General features: G+C 47.9%; 15 protein-coding genes and 1 tRNA gene. 9 read left to right on the top strand and 7 right to left on the bottom strand.

Features of this window, described 5'->3' with window-relative positions:
* Together ACESSO_RS12170 and ACESSO_RS12165 are read left to right on the top strand one after the other, a co-directional pair.
* Positions 1 to 717: an NAD-dependent protein deacylase gene (locus ACESSO_RS12170; protein WP_373165666.1), complete on the top strand. Its 717-nt coding sequence runs from the start codon at positions 1 to 3 to the stop codon at positions 715 to 717.
* A gap of 85 nt (positions 718 to 802) precedes the next feature.
* Positions 803 to 1,021, top strand: a complete 219-nt coding sequence (locus ACESSO_RS12165) for a DUF378 domain-containing protein (protein WP_373165665.1) — start codon at positions 803 to 805, stop codon at positions 1,019 to 1,021.
* A gap of 44 nt (positions 1,022 to 1,065) precedes the next feature.
* On the opposite strand, the gene ACESSO_RS12160 is transcribed toward ACESSO_RS12165, so the two are convergent.
* Entirely contained in the window at positions 1,066 to 2,457 is a 1,392-nt protein-coding gene (locus ACESSO_RS12160) for a glycine--tRNA ligase (RefSeq protein WP_373165664.1), read from the bottom strand.
* A gap of 140 nt (positions 2,458 to 2,597) precedes the next feature.
* Between ACESSO_RS12160 and ACESSO_RS12155 the strand changes: the two genes are divergently transcribed.
* Positions 2,598 to 2,673 (top strand) — tRNA-Ala (locus tag ACESSO_RS12155).
* A 392-nt stretch (positions 2,674 to 3,065) separates the two neighbouring features.
* On the opposite strand, the gene ACESSO_RS12150 is transcribed toward ACESSO_RS12155, so the two are convergent.
* Both ACESSO_RS12150 and ACESSO_RS12145 read right to left on the bottom strand, forming a co-directional pair.
* Positions 3,066 to 3,395 (bottom strand): recombinase family protein, encoded by a 330-nt coding sequence (locus tag ACESSO_RS12150; protein WP_373165663.1) that lies wholly within the window; start codon positions 3,393 to 3,395, stop codon positions 3,066 to 3,068.
* Positions 3,396 to 3,645: 250 nt separating this feature from the next.
* Entirely contained in the window at positions 3,646 to 3,810 is a 165-nt protein-coding gene (locus ACESSO_RS12145) for a hypothetical protein (protein ID WP_373165662.1), read from the bottom strand.
* A 524-nt stretch (positions 3,811 to 4,334) separates the two neighbouring features.
* Between ACESSO_RS12145 and ACESSO_RS12140 the strand changes: the two genes are divergently transcribed.
* From ACESSO_RS12140 to ACESSO_RS12120, 5 genes are all read left to right on the top strand, one after another.
* On the top strand, positions 4,335 to 4,631 hold the full coding sequence (locus ACESSO_RS12140) for a hypothetical protein (protein WP_373165660.1): 297 nt from the start codon (positions 4,335 to 4,337) through the stop codon (positions 4,629 to 4,631).
* Positions 4,632 to 4,757: 126 nt separating this feature from the next.
* The gene (locus ACESSO_RS12135) at positions 4,758 to 5,777 is read left to right on the top strand and encodes a metal ABC transporter substrate-binding protein (protein WP_373165659.1); all 1,020 of its coding nucleotides are present in this window, start codon (positions 4,758 to 4,760) and stop codon (positions 5,775 to 5,777) included.
* A 12-nt stretch (positions 5,778 to 5,789) separates the two neighbouring features.
* The gene (locus ACESSO_RS12130; protein ID WP_373165658.1) at positions 5,790 to 6,509 is read left to right on the top strand and encodes a metal ABC transporter ATP-binding protein; all 720 of its coding nucleotides are present in this window, start codon (positions 5,790 to 5,792) and stop codon (positions 6,507 to 6,509) included.
* Entirely contained in the window at positions 6,496 to 7,338 is an 843-nt protein-coding gene (locus ACESSO_RS12125) for a metal ABC transporter permease (RefSeq protein ID WP_373165657.1), read from the top strand. Before ACESSO_RS12130 ends, ACESSO_RS12125 begins: the two co-directional genes overlap by 14 nt.
* 157 nt (positions 7,339 to 7,495) lie before the next feature.
* Positions 7,496 to 7,903: a hypothetical protein gene (locus ACESSO_RS12120; protein ID WP_373165656.1), complete on the top strand. Its 408-nt coding sequence runs from the start codon at positions 7,496 to 7,498 to the stop codon at positions 7,901 to 7,903.
* Between the two features lie 45 nt (positions 7,904 to 7,948).
* Here the strand turns inward: ACESSO_RS12120 and ACESSO_RS12115 are convergent, their stop codons facing one another.
* The 3 genes from ACESSO_RS12115 to ACESSO_RS12105 all read right to left on the bottom strand — a co-directional run bounded on the left by ACESSO_RS12115 (position 7,949) and on the right by ACESSO_RS12105 (position 9,088).
* The gene (locus ACESSO_RS12115) at positions 7,949 to 8,188 is read right to left on the bottom strand and encodes a hypothetical protein (RefSeq protein ID WP_373165655.1); all 240 of its coding nucleotides are present in this window, start codon (positions 8,186 to 8,188) and stop codon (positions 7,949 to 7,951) included.
* A 17-nt stretch (positions 8,189 to 8,205) separates the two neighbouring features.
* Entirely contained in the window at positions 8,206 to 8,709 is a 504-nt protein-coding gene (locus ACESSO_RS12110) for a transposase (protein ID WP_373165653.1), read from the bottom strand.
* Between the two features lie 202 nt (positions 8,710 to 8,911).
* On the bottom strand, positions 8,912 to 9,088 hold the full coding sequence (locus tag ACESSO_RS12105) for a hypothetical protein (RefSeq protein WP_373165651.1): 177 nt from the start codon (positions 9,086 to 9,088) through the stop codon (positions 8,912 to 8,914).
* A gap of 256 nt (positions 9,089 to 9,344) precedes the next feature.
* Between ACESSO_RS12105 and ACESSO_RS12100 the strand changes: the two genes are divergently transcribed.
* Positions 9,345 to 9,824, top strand: a complete 480-nt coding sequence (locus ACESSO_RS12100) for a helix-turn-helix domain-containing protein (protein WP_373165649.1) — start codon at positions 9,345 to 9,347, stop codon at positions 9,822 to 9,824.
* A 189-nt stretch (positions 9,825 to 10,013) separates the two neighbouring features.
* On the opposite strand, the gene ACESSO_RS12095 is transcribed toward ACESSO_RS12100, so the two are convergent.
* Complete coding sequence (locus ACESSO_RS12095) at positions 10,014 to 16,013, bottom strand: S-layer homology domain-containing protein (protein ID WP_373165648.1); 6,000 nt, start codon at positions 16,011 to 16,013, stop codon at positions 10,014 to 10,016.
* Between the last annotated feature and the right edge of the window lie 920 nt (positions 16,014 to 16,933).

Here is a 16,933-nt window from a genome sequence, read left to right as displayed (position 1 = left end):
ATGGATGCACAAATTGCCAAGCTGAAAGAATGGGTGGACGCCAGTGATAACATCGTATTTTTCGGCGGTGCAGGCGTCTCTACAGAAAGCGGTATACCGGACTTTCGCTCGGTGGACGGCCTATATAATCAGCAATACAAGTATCCGCCGGAAACCATTTTAAGCCACACCTTTTTCATGGCGGAACCGGAAGAATTTTTCCGTTTTTATCGCGCCAAAATGCTTGCATTGGACGCAGAGCCGAATGCCGCGCACCTGAAACTTGCCGAATGGGAGCGCATGGGCAAATGCCGCGCGGTCGTCACACAGAACATCGACGGTCTGCATCAGAAAGCAGGCTCCAAAGAGGTCTTAGAGCTGCATGGTTCTGTTCTGCGCAACCACTGCATGCGCTGCCACAAGCCTTACGATGTGCGTGACATCGCCGCCGGCACTGGCGTTCCCAAGTGTGAATGCGGCGGCATCATCAAACCGAATGTTGTGTTGTATGAGGAAAGTCTGGACAGCTATACTATCAATAAGAGCGTAGAATACATCCGCAATGCAGACATTCTCATCATCGGCGGCACTTCCCTTGCGGTCTATCCGGCCGCCGGTCTGATTGACTACTACCGCGGCAACAAGCTGGTTCTGGTCAACAAGTCTGAAACCCCTGCTGACCGTCGTGCTGATTTGGTGATTCATGCGCCAATTGGTCAGGTGTTTTCTCAATTGTAATGTCCGCTCATCACAAAAAACGATTTATCCGTATGTTTTCTCCCCTTTCCGGCCATACTATGGAAAACCGGAAAGGGGAGTTTTTATGTTTCTTGACAAACTTGCATTGATTCTTGCCATTATTGGCGGTCTGAACTGGGGCAGCATCGGTTTATTCGGGTTTGATTTGGTCGGATTTCTGTTCGGCGGACAGGCCAGTGCAATGAGCCGCATCATTTTTTCCCTTGTGGGATTGGCTGCACTGTGGTGCATTTCCCTGCTCTTCCGCGGCAATAATGATACCGAGGACCGTCACACTTCCTAAAAGAAAAACCGCTGCGCATGCAGCGGTTTTTCTACATAGTTCTTTTAAAATGCGATTTTCTCTGCAATATAAGCAGCTACATCTTCAATCTTGATGCGCTCCTGCTCCATGGTATCGCGGTCACGAACGGTTACGCAGCCATCCTGCTCAGTTTCAAAGTCCACCGTGACGCAGTACGGCGTACCGATTTCGTCCTCTCGGCGATAACGCTTGCCAATCGAACCGGCATCGTCGAAGTCCACCGAGAACTGCTTGGAAAGCTCCTGCCAAATCGGCATCGCTTTTTCCGTCAGCTTCTTGGACAGGGGCAGCACCGCAGCCTTAAACGGTGCGAGCGCCGGATGCAGGCGCAGCACAGTGCGCACATCGTCCTTGCCGTTCTTATCCTGACCAACGACTTCCTCGTCATATGCGTCGCACAGGAACGCAAGCGCTACGCGGTCTGCGCCGAGCGACGGCTCGATAACATACGGAATATACTTCTCGTTTGCCTCCTGATCGAAATATTCCATCGAAACACCTGAGGTGTTCTGATGCTGTGTCAGGTCGAAGTCGGTGCGGTCGGCAATGCCCCACAGCTCGCCCCAGCCGAACGGGAACAGGAACTCAATATCGGTAGTCGCATTCGAATAGTGGCTCAGCTCTTCCGGGTCATGGTCGCGCAGACGCAGGTTCTCGTCCCGCATGCCAAGCGACAACAGCCAGTTGTGGCAGTAGTCCTTCCAATACTTGAACCACTCCAGATCGGTGCCGGGCTTGCAGAAAAACTCCAGCTCCATCTGCTCAAACTCACGGGTACGGAACGTAAAGTTGCCGGGCGTAATCTCATTGCGGAAAGACTTACCCACCTGCCCTACGCCGAAGGGAATCTTTTTGCGGGTGGTGCGCTGAATATTCTGGAAGTTGACAAAAATACCCTGTGCGGTTTCGGGACGCAGATAAATCTCATTCTTTGCATTTTCTGTAACACCCTGATAGGTCTTAAACATCAGGTTGAACTGACGGATATCCGTAAAGTTATGTCCGCCGCAATTCGGGCAGGCAATCTGATGCTCGTCGATATAGGCTTTCATCTGCTCATTGGTCCAACCTGCCGGATTTTCACCGGTCGCCTCTTCAATCAGCTGATCGGCACGATGACGGGTCTTGCAGTCCTTGCAGTCCATCAGCGGATCGGAAAAACCGCCGACATGGCCGGAAGCCACCCATGTGGTCGGGTTCATCAGAATGGCGGAATCCAGACCGACGTTATAGGGGCTTTCCTGCACAAATTTCTTGCGCCACGCCGCCTTGACGTTGTTCTTAAATTCAACACCAAGCGGACCGTAGTCCCACGTGTTGGCAAGGCCACCGTAAATCTCCGAGCCGGAATACACGAAGCCACGGCCCTTGCACAGGGCGACGATTTTTTCCATTGTCTTTTCGCTGTTTTTCATTTTCATTCTCCTTTTGGCGCATCTGGCTGATGCACGCTTTTTTTCATCAAGCCTAAAAAAATGCTTGACACGAGTTTATTCTACAGGTATAATATTTACTTGTCAAGAGCAGTTAAAAAATGCTTAAAAAAATAAATTATGGGCCTGTAGCTCAGTTGGGAGAGCGTTCGGTTCGCATCCGAGAGGTCGAGAGTTCGAATCTCTTCAGGTCCACCAAAAACAGACTTGCGTATGCAGGTCTGTTTTTTTATGCCGTCACATGGATGGCTGCTTGCTCCTTCTCTGTTCCCCCTACACTGCGTCTCTAACGTCTTGAAATCTTCAAAAGACACACTAAATTCAATTTCCAACATGTAGTCCCGGCAAACATAAGTTGTAGTGAAATTGATGCCGGTACCGTGTTTCTCGGATCAGTTCGCCATATTGGTTTATCCATTTCCGTCCGCTTGTTGTTAGCGTGAGACGGTGTTTGCCGTGACCACAGAAGATGTTTCCTACCAACAAAGACCGCCCCCGTATATTGAGCGGGGTGTCTTGGTGATGGGTCGCTCTGGCCTTCATGAGCCTCTGTATCCTTTCGTATGTATCTCGAACGATAATCTGCAAGTCTAGCATAACTCCAGAACAGGACTCCCCTTTATGAATGATGCCAATATAAATGGGATTTGTGACAATGTGATTGATGGAGGTGTTAGAAAATTTTTTCCGTACGGTTTAAAAATCCCCTTCTCTGTTAGATAGCGGCAGAGCCGTTGAGCTCCATATCCCTCATTAACATATTTATCAAAAATCAACCGAATGATTGCAGCAGCTTCTTCGTCTACAACCAAGTCGTTTACATCCTGATTTTTCTTGTTCTGGTATCCTCGCTTCACCAGACGGTATCCGTACGGGATTTTTCCACCCGTAAAATATCCGCTTTCAGTCAGTTGCTCCATACGGGTTTTTACGCGCACAGAAGTTTTGATGCTCTCGCCGGAAGTTTGCTAATACCGTATGTAGTTGAGCAGTTTGTCAACATGGTTATCAAACCGCTGCTGTCCTTGCACCGCGCTCCAAACCTCAAACTTGTCAAGAGCTGGCAAGCCCTAGAGACAGAAAAATCTCAAAAAAACCATCACAAAAAAAAAACATGCCATCGTGTTATGGTAGCCGCGGAACTAAAATGAAAATGAGGGATATGATGTGCTATAACTTCTCCCAATATACCATGACAGTGCCGTAATAGGTTCGCAGGAACTTGTTTGCTGCAGCGGTCATGTAAAGATAGTGGTGCTTGCCCTCCTGCTGTTTACGGTCAAGGAATTGGAATACAGTATCATCATCTGGCGCATGTTGAATGAGAGTAGACATAACTTGGAAGAGAGTTTTCCGCGTTTGGAAATGTGTAGTAAATACTTTCTCCGAATTCCCGCAGACGCATTCGCGGTGCCAGAATTTCCAAGCGAAATCTACCCATTTTTCATGTCCATCCGTACTCCGGGAAGCTCTTTTGAAAAGTGTGTTAATGCCGGGAAAGGTCCCGTCTATCAGAGAGTTCAGGTTGCTTTTGGGATTGACCTTCAGTCTTATGTACTGATCATACCGGCGCGGCTGACACCGTATTTCTCTGCGTACTTCATCAGAGATTACCGATATGCCATGTCCTGTGTTATACTCTTGCTCATGAAGGATGTGACCTCCTTTTGCCAAGTTGCCGTCTTACAACTCAACTTTAACCGATGAGGCCTTATCCTTCATTCTTTTTATCCCACTGTCCAATATGTATTGTACTTCTACATTTTCTACAGACACTTGATCATACAGCTGGTTGACACAAGGCATTTCATCTGTTACTCTATTTGAGGAGTGATCTGATATCATAAGGAGAAAAAGACATGAATCGACCCCATCGTTTTGTGGCATCCTGCATTGCAACGCTGCTGCTTGTCTGCATACTTTTCTCCATCGCCTTTGTCGCGATCGAAGCGGATCACGACTGTACCGGAGACAGCTGTACCGTCTGCCACCAAATCTACACCTGTCAAAAACTGCTCGATCAGTTAGGGGCAGCTGCACTGCCCGCTATGCTGGCGATCGCTGCCGCACGGATCTGCACTTTTATTGCAGTCCGTCCCCAGTGGACGATCTGCGTCCCCTCTCCGGTTGATTTCAAGGTAAAGCTCTCCAATTAAACAGCTAAATCAAGCAAGGGTTGGTCTGCGGATGTGCAGGCCTTTGTCGCTATGCGTTTTCAGCGACACGCCCTTGCTTTTTTGCGCCCATTTTTACTGAAAACATCCAATTGGAGGGAACATATCATGAAAAAATATAAGATCATTCTGGCGACTGCATTGTCCGCAGCCGTTCTGCTGACTGGCTGTGTCAAAACCCAAATACCGCAGACCGCAGACGGCAGCGACAAACTGCAAGTTGTTACCACGATTTTCCCCGCGTATGACTGGATGCGCGAAATTCTCGGCGATCACGCAGAGAATGTGGAGCTGACGCTGCTCAACGAGGATGGCGTAGACCTGCACAGCTATCAGCCCAGCGCAGAGGATATGCTGCGCATCCGCTCGTGCGACCTGTTTGTTTATGTCGGAGGTCCGTCGGATGCATGGGTAAAAGAGGCACTGCAAGACAATTCCAATCCCAATCCGCACGCGATCAGCCTGTTGGAACTGCTGGGTGACGGTGTGAAAAACGAGGAAGTAGTAGAAGGCATGCAGGAAGAGGACCATGATCACGACCACGAGGACGAGCATGACCATGAAGCTGAAGCAGCGCATAAACACGAAGACGAACCGGATGAGCATGTGTGGCTCTCGCTCAAGAATGCACAGACGCTGTGCGACGGCATCACCCGCAGCCTGTCTCAAATCGATCCGAATCATGCTGCGCAGTATCAGGAAAACAATGCAGCCTATCTGCAAAAGCTCCAGCAACTTGACGCAGACTATCAGACCGCTGTGGATGACGGTGCGCGAAAGACTCTGCTGTTCTGCGACCGCTTCCCGTTTCGCTATCTGGTGGACGACTACGGCCTGACATATTATGCGGCTTTTTCCGGCTGCTCGGCGGAAACCGAAGCCAGCTTCGAAACGATTGCCTTTCTGGCAGAGCAGGTCGAGCAGCTCAAGCTGCCCTCTGTTCTGACCATAGAAGGCGCAAGTCACGATGTAGCCGATACCGTGGTGCGCAGTACCAGCACCCAGAACCAAACCATTCTGACGATGGACTCCATGCAATCGATCACATCCGCAGATATCGCGGCGGGGGCAACCTATCTCTCCATCATGGAGGAAAATCTGAAAACGCTCAAACAAGCGTTATCCTGAGGAGGCAAATTCATGGCACAACTGCAATGTCAGGGACTGACGCTGGGTTATAACCACGCGCTGGTGAAAAATCTCAACTTCACCGTCCACGCGGGCGATTATCTCTGTGTGCTCGGAGAAAACGGCTCGGGCAAAAGCACCCTGATGAAAACACTGCTGGGATTGCAGCCCCCTTTGGGCGGCACGGTCGTACTCGGGGACGGAGTTCGTCCGGGCGAAATCGGCTATCTGCCGCAGCAGACACAGGCGCAGCGGGACTTTCCTGCTACCGTGCGCGAGATTGTGCGCTCCGGCTGTCAGAGCCGCTGCGGGCTGCGTCCGTTCTACTCTGCCGCAGAAAAAGCGCTGGCGGAGCGGGCAATGGCACGCATGGGAATCGAACATCTGCAAAAACGCAGCTACCGCACGCTTTCCGGCGGTCAGCAGCAGCGCGTGCTGTTAGCGCGTGCGCTGTGTGCGGCGCAGAAAATGCTGCTGCTGGACGAACCAGTCACCGGCCTGGACCCTGCGGCGAGCCGCGAACTGTACCAAACCATTGCCAACCTGAACCGACAGAACGGCATGACCATTCTGATGATCTCCCATGACACACAGGCGGCACTGGATGATGCCAGCCATATTCTGCATCTAGGAGAACAGGTGTTTTTTGGCACTCGAAAGGACTTTCTGACAACCGAATATGGTCTTGCCTACGCCGGACAGAAGGGAGAGACACCGCATGACACTGTTTGACAAACTGGCACTGTACTGGACCTATCCCTTTGTCCGCTATGCGCTGATCGTGGGCATACTGGTGGCGCTGTGCGCCTCCCTGCTGGGCGTGACGCTCGTGCTACGGCGCTTCTCTTTCATTGGAGACGGGCTTTCCCATGTTGCCTTTGGCGCCATGTCCATCTCAGCTGTCTTTAATCTGACCAACGATATGCCGCTGGTCATGGGCATCACCATTGTCTGCGCGATTTTGCTACTGTGCGCCGGACGGAATGTCCGCATCAAGGGCGACGCCGCCATGGCGATGCTCTCGGTCGGCGCAATGGCGATCGGTTATCTGGTGGTTAATGTGTTTTCCGTATCTTCCAACCTGGCAGGAGATGTATGCACAACGTTGTTCGGCTCAACCTCGATACTGACGCTAACACCGGAAGAAGTCAGCATGTGCGCAATCCTGTCCGTGGTAGTCGTTCTGCTATATGTATTTTTTTACCACAAAATCTTTGCCGTCACCTTTGACGAAAACTTTGCCGCCGCCACGGGTATTAAAACCAGAATCTATAATTTGCTGCTTGCAGTGGTCACCGCCGTGGTGATCGTCATGTCCATGCAGCTGGTCGGCTCTCTGCTGATTTCCGCGCTTGTCATTTTCCCCGCCATGTCTGCCATGCGGATTTTCAACAGCTTCCGCGCGGTCACAGTCTGCGCGGCGATTCTGTCAGTCTGCTGTGCTGCCGCGGGTATCATCATCTCCATTTTGGCAGGCACACCGGTTGGCTCCACTATTGTATTGGCGGAAATCATCGCGTTTGCGTTCTGCTCTACCGTTAGTCTTGTTAGAAAGGGGTAATAAAATGAAACGATTCTGCTCTATATTGATACTTTTCTACATTTTGCTGCTATGTACGGCCTGCAGGCAACCTCCCACTGATACCACAGCTTCAGATGCGGTTTCCCTGCCGGTTCTGACAGACGAAACATCGTCATCCCAGTCTTCCTCTGCCCAATTGACGCGGCCTGATGTACAGGAAGCTGAAGACACAGAACCTTCATCCACGACCACATCCGTAGATATCGATCTGACCGAATTGAGCAGCACTATGGTATTTGCAGAAGTCAGCAACATGATGATGCAGCCAGATGATTATCTTGGAAAAACCATACGTATGCGCGGTATTTTTACAACTTATCAGGATCCTCAAACCGGACAGGTATACTGCGGCGTATTAGTGCAGGATGCGACCGCTTGCTGCGCACAAGGATTTGATATCGTCATGCCGCAGGAGGCCCGCTATCCGGAGGACTATCCGGCGGATACCTCGGAAATCACCGTGCGCGGCACGCTTTTAGCAAACGAAGAGCTGAAAAAAAGTGGTATTGTACTGCTTCGACTAGAAGATGTCGCATTTGAATAAAGCTCTATTGTAATCTCCAAATCTTGTAACAAAGGAACAACGCCGCTATCCAACTTCCTGTACTATGGAAGCCGAATAGCGGCGTTGATTATTATAGAATCTCACATTCATCAAGTGCAAAATCGGTGTCATTTTCTCAGCGCAGAAACTGTCCTGCTGCGTCGGAATATGCGCCTGACGAGTTTTTTGTAACCATCCAGTCACACAGTCAAATACAAACAGTTTGTAAACTGTAATAAGAAGTTCCTTCAACCGATACTGCTCTCTGAGGGCATCAATCACCATGGCTTTCCACCGTTTTTTTAAGATTGATTTCCTTCACTTTTTAGCAATTCACTTGCTTTTTGCAGCGCATCCCGCTCCATTCGAAGCATATGGTTCTCCGCCTGCAACCGGACAATTTCGGATTGTAAATCTGCTTTAGTTTTTTCCGTCAGCCAATGTTCTTCGTTCTTTCGCATCGGCACTTTGCTATCCTTTCCGAGAATTAGGCATTTCCATTTTGAAATCGTCGCCTTGCTTACTCGGTACTTCGCCGCGACCCGATACACCGGAATATTGGATGTCATCCATTCCTCTACAATCGAATACTTTTCTTCTTTCGTGTATCGTATCAAACAGGAGTCCTTTTTACAAGATCCTTGTTTTCGACTAAGCAAATCCGGGCGAATTTCTTGTATCCATGCACAAAGCATATCACGATGAGGATAGCCCATTTCTCTGCAAGCCTGTGTAATGGAAATATTGTGTTCGGCATAATAAGTAACAGCTTTTTCTTTCTGAGCTTGTGTATAGCGTGGCTTCAAACGACTTTTTGCGTGGAGTGTACCGGTAGCCTTATATTCCTTGCACCAACTGCGCAGAGCATTTGGTGACGGATACCCGAGTGTTCTGATTACATAGTTTTCATAAAATGTGAATCTATATATGCGTGTACCGCTGCCATTCGTTCTTCTTGAGAATACATTTAGCTTCCTCCTGCTTCTTCATAAGTCCAAGATACTCTTTTTATTCGGCGCATTTGCTTGCCGTGCACTCATCCAATTCGCACTTTGCGTTCTCCGCTGCGGCGGATAACCGCTCTACTTCTGCCTTTCCATCTGAGAGCAGGCTATTGAGCAAGTCAATATCTAACCTACCCTCTCCACGAATCACCCGTATGGTTTCTGCCCAGTAGCTTTCCATCTCCTTGACATATTTATCAAAAATTAGTCAAATGATTGCAGAACTTCTTCGTCTACAACCAAATCGTTCACATCCTGATTCTTCTTATTCTGGCGTCCTCGCTTCTCCAGACGGTATCCGTATGGGATTTTCCCACCTGTCCAACCGTGGATACTCGGTACAGGCAGTATTAAGTACGCAGATCTGCGTATAGCAATAACGATAATTTATGTGATAAGATAACAAATGTAAAGAGAAATAGGGTGAATGTAGAGCGATGAGAAAATTTTCTGAAAACTTAAAAAAATTGAGAAAAGAAAAGGGGTGGAGCCAAAAACAATTATCAGATATTTCATGTATTTCGATTAAAACCATCCAGAATTACGAGCAAGATAGAGGTGGGATGCAACCTACACTTCATAATCTTATGCTATTAGCAGACATTTTTTCCGTAACGAGTTATGCACTATATTATGGAGGACAAGAAGAAATGAGCAAGAATTCATTATATATGAATGAGTTGTTGTCGGAACTTAAAAAATTGAAGCCAGATCAAATTATAGAAATTCATGATAGTGAAGCGAATGGTATTTCTCTTCCCAATTTATCTATTACAGACTCATTTGTATCAGAGCTAGGACAAGAATGGAAAAAACACTTTGAAAATCAACCGAATGCGCCCTACAAGTCATATGTTGAGCAGACAGTTATTCGGTATGCTCAAAATCGTCAACAGTGGAAAAAAAATTCGAGTTAAAATAATATTTGTTTTTACATATGTTTTATCACGTAATGTATTCAAAAATAGAAAAAACTGGACTTCACATTTTGTGAAGTCCAGTTTTTCTTGACTTAACGGTATTGAGAAAAAGCTGCACTTTTTCGCTCAGTTAAGTGGAGTTATCTGACACGCTTCTGATTTTTTAATGCAACGATAAGAACGCTTTCAGCTCACATTCTCCCAACTCTCCTCCGAAGTATTCGAAGGTCTGCTATAAGTATGGGTAGTAGCTGCTTCAATGATATGGTAGTAACCCCAGAAACTCGGTACCACATCAGGGAAACGAGCACCAAGTCCACTATCTATAGCACTTTCATCGGCAATACGCCCTAACATACCATTGACGATTTTTACCGCTTCTGTGCGGTTGATAGAGTTGGTAGGCTTAAATGTGCCATCTCCATAACCACCGATCCATCCATAGTGCGCAGCCAGATTAACCGCGTCATAGAACCAGTTATCCTCGTTCACATCGCTAAAGGTAGTGGTGTACTGGATATCCACTGCCTTGGTGAATCGGGTAACAATCGTGGCAAATTCTGCTCGGGTAATGGGATTGTTCGGGCGGAAAGTCCCATCCTTGTAACCCTGCAAAATACCCAGACCGGCCAAAGTGCTTACTGAATCATAATACCATGTGCCACTTTCCACATCGGAGAATGCAGCCGGTTCTACATTGGTATCTAGCAGCAGACGATAGAAAATCGCTGCAACTTCTGCTCGGGTAATGCTACCCTCCGGACCAAATGTTCCATCCGGATAACCGCTGATATAAGCTTTGTGATTGACGGTATCAAGCATATCAGATACACCGGTGACATCCGGATCAGCGATGCCTTCTGCAAACTTTACCGAAATCGTCACAGCTGCTGCCGGCATGGTAAGGGTGTACTTTCCGCTGCCTTGATCCTTCAGCTCCACCGTCTTGCCATTGGCATCCTGAGCAGTGATAGAGATAAGCTCGCCTTCGGAAACAGTGACCGTCACTGTTTGACCTGCTGCGGCCGTAGACTTATCGGCTGAAGCAGTGCCATAACCGGTGCTCCTAATTGTCACCGGGTACAGGCTTACAGCGCCGCCACCGCCACCGCCGCCAGTGCTACCTGAGTCATCCTCGGACACCCACAGAGCATATAGCGTAACCTCTGCACGATCGGTTTTGATCAGACCTGAGGCAATATCCTGATCTGCCTTGATCTTTGTTCCACCAGGATCCAGCGCCCAGCCACCAAATTTGAAACCTGTTTTGGTAAATCCATTGGCACTCAGTGTCCGCTGGTCATCATAGATCACATTATACATGGGCATCATACTGCCGCCCGTTGCGCCAGCTCCATTAAAGAAGATTGTACCGGTATACGGACGCCAATTACCCGAAAAATGAATCGAAATCTGTTTACCATCGCTTAACAGCTTATCTGCCAAGGCGCGGAACTGTTCGGTATGTAATGCGCCTCCTGCATCGCTCAGGTCAATGGTATAGTGATATGTTTCCCCCTCATATTCTACCTCAATAGAATAAATATTGTCATCTGTCTCGGTAGCAGTATACTCTGTATCGCCGATCTGCAAGGTGGGAACCCAGTTCTCGAACAGATGATAATCCACATCCTGAGAAATATGCATCACCTGATAGCTGCGACCAATCAGTACCTGCACCGCTTCTTCAGGAAGTGCCGGTGCTCCGTCCGGCACATGGCCGTTGGCATTGTTGGTCTCATAGGCATAGCTTACAGCAATCTTCGGTGCTCTTTCCTCATCCAACGCCCAGGTGCCTACGATCTCGGCATCCTCGTCCGGCATGGTAAATGTGGTGCCCTGAAGGGTGCCATTATAACTCCATCCCTTCCAGATATAATAGCTGACATCCTTCATCTCCGGCAATGTAACGCTATCACTCAACTTATGCCATTCCACCTCAGGCAGCGGTGCCAGCGAGAGCGGCGGAACATCACCTGCATAGGTATAGCTCAATCTGTGTTCATCACCACTGGGCGGTGTATCATTGGTTCTGTGATCCCAAAACATCAAGGTGTTGGATGCTTTGGCAATGTTCTGCTGCTGGGTGTAAGTCGTCAGATACCAAATCTTATAGCCTGAATTAACATCGAAATCTTTTTTGCCCAACACGATATCGAAGCTGAGCGGTACCTCAATGCCGGTATACATATCACCGACCGTACCGTAGATGCCTTTCACGCCGTTTATTTCTTTTACGGTTGGTGCTTCTACCACTGTGCCACCGGTGAAGCCAGTGGCAGTTTCGCTGTATCGGAAACTACCCAGCGTAATATTGGGATCATCTGCCAGAGAAATATCTTGCGGCATGGGGATCCAGAAAGAAACCTGTCCGGAGCGAGCACCCAAGTCACCAATATATTCAATATTGGTCAGCACTGTAATGATGCTGCCTTCCGGCGTTTTGGTGGGATGAATCGTAAGTTCTGTACCGTTTTCTGCTCTGATACTGTTTTCATCAATATTCAGTGCCGCTCTTTGAACGTTGGACTGCACGATGCCTGCATCTTGCTGCGAGGATGTCGATGTGTTCTCCGCCGGTACTTCATCATCCGGTTCGGTCGGCACTGCCACTTTTTCTAATTCCGCGACAGACACCGGCGCTTCTAGTGTAGCTTCCAGCTCAGTCGATTCTGCCACTTCCTCGGATTCTGTGCCCGGTTCTGTCACCTCCGGTGTTGCTTCCGGCTCGGTCGATTCTGCCGTTCCCTCGGATTCTGCACCCGGTTCTGTCACCTCCGGTGTTGCTTCCGGCTCAGTCGATTCTGCCGTTCCCTCGGATTCTGCACCCGGTTCTGTCACTTCCGGTGTTGCTTCCGGCTCAGTCACCTCTACCGCTTCCTCGGATTCTGTGCCCTGCGCCGGCGCTTCCGGTGTTGCTTCCGGTTCATCCACCGATACCGCTTCTGTGACTGTCTCTATTTGATTTGCACCCGCATAGGTCACAGTTCCACTGGGGAACTTACTCAGAAATTCCGTTTTGATCCAGTTGCCGATCTCATCGTTGGATACAGTAAGAGTGGGGCTGACACCAGACATGTTGTCAAACATACCCTTGATCACCGATTCACTGGTGATACCGCTCCAACCGGTAAAATCAATGGAAGAAATCTTAGATGCACCCTGGAACATGTTGGCTGTGGTCTTCAGCGCAGGCATGTTCGCGTTGGTGATGGAGACAGTGGTCAGACGCGAAGCATTGGCGAAAGCCTTCTCCAGACTGGTTACTCCCTCCAGCCCTGTCCATCCGGTAAACTCCTGCAACGTTTGGGTTGCGGATATATTAGAGAGAATATTAGACAAATCCTGTGTCGTTCCGTTCAGATTCCAGTTGTTGGCTGAAATGAAACTCACATTGGGTAAAGTAGTTTGCCACGGCAACGTAGAATTATTTGATTGCTTCAGATTTGCAGCATCTGTGATTTGGATATTATCCCCTTTAAAGAAAAGATAGCTACTAGTGGGGGGAGCGTTGCCAATAAGATTAGCGTCTGCACTGTTACTATAGTCATTCTGGTTCGAGTCAAAGGTCCAACCGGAAATATCGACATATTTCACAGTATCCAAATTGCCCGGTATCGATCCATAAAAATAACTATATGGTAGATCCAACGTAACCCAAAAATACAACTTGGACCAGGGCATTTTGGTCTGTGGCAGTTTGACAACAGATAGATTTTCGTTATTAGATTCCTGAATAAAACCGTAAAAGTAATACAAATTATTTACATTTGTCCAACCGGAAAAATCGATCTCAGAGAGTTTCGTACCTGTATTAAATGATGATACGCTTGTAAGATTAGGTACGCTCCAATTTCCCAACTCAAGAGACTCTAAATTAGAAGCATCATTGATGAATCCGCTCATGATTTGCAACTTCTCCGGCATCCAACCACTTATATCCAGAGAGGTGATTCCTTTACACTCATTAAACATGTAGCTAAGTGTTGTTACGTTGGGAAGCTTCCAATCAGAAATGCCCGTGATTTTCGAGAGAACCGTACAGGACGTAAATACCTGATTTGCGGTTTGAATATTGCTGGTTTGACTTCCCCAGGACACGTCTACGCTTTTTAATGCACTGCATCCTTCAAACATGTATGCGATGTTGGTAACCTGAGAGACATTCCACTGACTCAGATTCAGCGATGTAAGGGCGCCACATTTATAAAACATAGCATAAAATGTTGTCGGTGCTGCATTGGCAAACAACGTATCAATACCGCTGATTTCCTTCAAAGCAGAGCAGTAGCTAAACCAACGACTTGCATCTATCACCTGACTTGTATCCAGGCAGTCATTAAAAGCAATGCGCTCAATGGACTTCTGCCAACCGTCAGCCTTAAAGTTACTAAACAACTTTACTGCACTTTCAGGCGCGGTTACACCACCGTCACCTGCCACGATCATATCATATTTTCCGGCGTTCGTCTGACTTTCCACCAAATAAGCATACACTGATGTATCCGAAATACTGCCGTCCTCGTGTATCGGGCCAACATAACGAGCATACAAAATTTTGCTTAAGTCTACACCTTGTGGTGCGTCAGTGATAGTAGCCTTACGCGGGTCTGTGCCGTCTGCATTCAAGGTGCCTTGCAGTGCCTGATCCTGGAAACTGATGGAGACCACCTTATCTCCCACCGTCGCTCCACCAATCATCACCTGGGTAAAATCAAAAATATGTTGACCGCCATTTGCACCAGACGGATTTTCCGCAATAAGGTTGGTTTTTTCTACCTCAGTTACCACATCCACACTCATGTAGGGATCTGTCGTTCCCCATACTGCGGTAAGGGTGGTGTCCTCATCAAACATACCCGTGATCTCTCCGGGTGCAAGACGGTTGGTTCTGCCAGATGCATCTTTATAAGTCCAGCCACCAAATTCATATCCCTCTTTGGTCAATCCAAACCCGTCGCTGACCTGAACCTGCATACCCGCCTGCGCCGTAACGGGAGAAATCGCCTCTTCCGCAGTACCTCCATTCAGATCATAAGTGATTGTGCTGTTGGAACGGTTCAGCACAACCTCAGGCAACTGAATTTGCAGGTTTGTCACTGGGACATTGTCAAAAATGCCTGTATGCAGTCCGCCGCCCGCATCGGAATGCGGCACATCTATGGTCTTGAATGCAAACACTGTCTGCTTTGCGTTTACATTGGGATCGAGTTCCACCGTCAGCGTAAAGCTGATTCTGGACTGACGGCATGCTGCTCCCATACTGACCGTCACGGAGTCGGAATTATTGGTTGTTGTAATGGAGTTTGACACCGTACTGCTGGTATTCCATCTAACATCGGTAATTTCTTTTACCAGAGTCTGTCCTTCTTCCAACGCGATATCAAATTCTACATTATGATAGTGATCATGCAAACAGCTCTCTGCCGTTTGGCATAACCTGCTTTTGAGGAAAGTGCCAGCATAAGCAGCCGAACGCTCATCCTCCTGCGAACCATGCGCAGGAATGTATTTCGTTGCATATTTTTCCAGCAACGGTGTAACAGCTGTGGCTACCTGGAAAGTAGAGAATACATCATTTTCCCCTAACAATCCAGTCAGTTCGATTAGTTTGGCTTCGATATCCGTCTCGCTCTGATTGAACTTGGATGAGGGAACCCAAACAACTACTGTGGAGTTATCCGGATACTTTTCCTGCAGTTCTTTCACCGCCTCGATTGCCGCTTCCAGCCCCTTGACTTCATTTGCTGTTCCCGGCATTTCTTCGAACATAAAGTTCTCCGAATCGGTAGCTGTCTCCATCAAAGCAGTGCTTTTAACATCCTCCGCATAGGAAACGATTTTCAGCGGTGTGTTGGTGCCGAAGTCATACATATAATGATGGATTTCGCTATCGAATGCAAGCTGTGTATAGTTACGCGCAGCAGTATTGTCTGCAGATGCATCCATCAGCACTACCATATTTACCGGATCATTTGGCGTGCCATATTTGGTAAATGTGATTTCGGCCTTTGTTCGCTCTGGATTGAGATAAACAATCTCGGACTGGAATTGGTCGATGAAGCCTTGAGTATCGCTCTGAATTCCTTGCGCACTAGCAAACTGCCCTACAGACATCATGGCAAAGACAAGGACAAAGCACAAAAATAGTGAAATACCCCTCAACCATCTGGATGAATATAACATAACTGATATCTCCTGTTTCTTTTATATTCTATCGCTCCCTTTGATTTTTCCGTCCCCCGGCAAGAAATGAAAAAGAACATTGGGATTATGCTATTTACTCATTACATAAACAGCTGAATTAGAAGTCCTTTTCTTTAAAAGTATACTGTTATCACACACTTATGAATATAAGTTGTAAGCAACTGGTAGCATTAAAAATTATTGCAAAATAAAATTATGGTAGTATGACTCTGTACCTGACAGAGAACAAATTCGCCTATCCAGTGGACCACCTCCCATTCACAGGCTGGGCTACTTCGCTCTCCGGGAAAGTAGCCAAGCAGGACAATGCCTCACAGACGGCCGAATTGACGAAAACGGCAAAACCGTTACCCTATCTGCTGTTGGGAAACGAACCTCTTTCGAAGTGGGTTATAATCTTTCCCGTGTGACCAGCACCAATACCGAAAAAACGTCGCGTTGAGCGGCTGCTATGAAATCATCCTGTCTCCCGAAGTAAAGAGCGTGAGCATCAAGATGAACGCTGCAGAATTGGCCTCCAGCGTCTCTATCTATAACCCGACTACTAGCAGGGACAACATTACTAACGTAAGTGGTGATATTATCATTCGAGCTACTGCGAAGGATAGCGGTGACTCCGGCGGTGGAGGCGGTGCAACCAGCACCGACAAATAGTGCTGCACTGAGCAGCCATGAAGGTCACCGCTTTTTTCTCATTTTCCGTCATCCTCTTTAGGCTTCCTTCACTCGCCGTGACGGGAGCTGCGCGCGGCCGGTAGACCATAAACCTTTTGCTCATATTGTGATCACTCCTGATAACAGAATCAACATTCCGTTATCTATTTCTTAACTATTCCACTGATCTTGCGTAAAATTTACCATCTATTTTTCTTTGGAATAGCAAAAAAAGAATGCAAAAA

This window comes from Agathobaculum sp. Marseille-P7918 (assembly GCF_964248325.1).
GTDB lineage: Bacteria > Bacillota > Clostridia > Oscillospirales > Butyricicoccaceae > Agathobaculum.
This window is presented reverse-complemented; position numbering and strand designations above follow the sequence as displayed.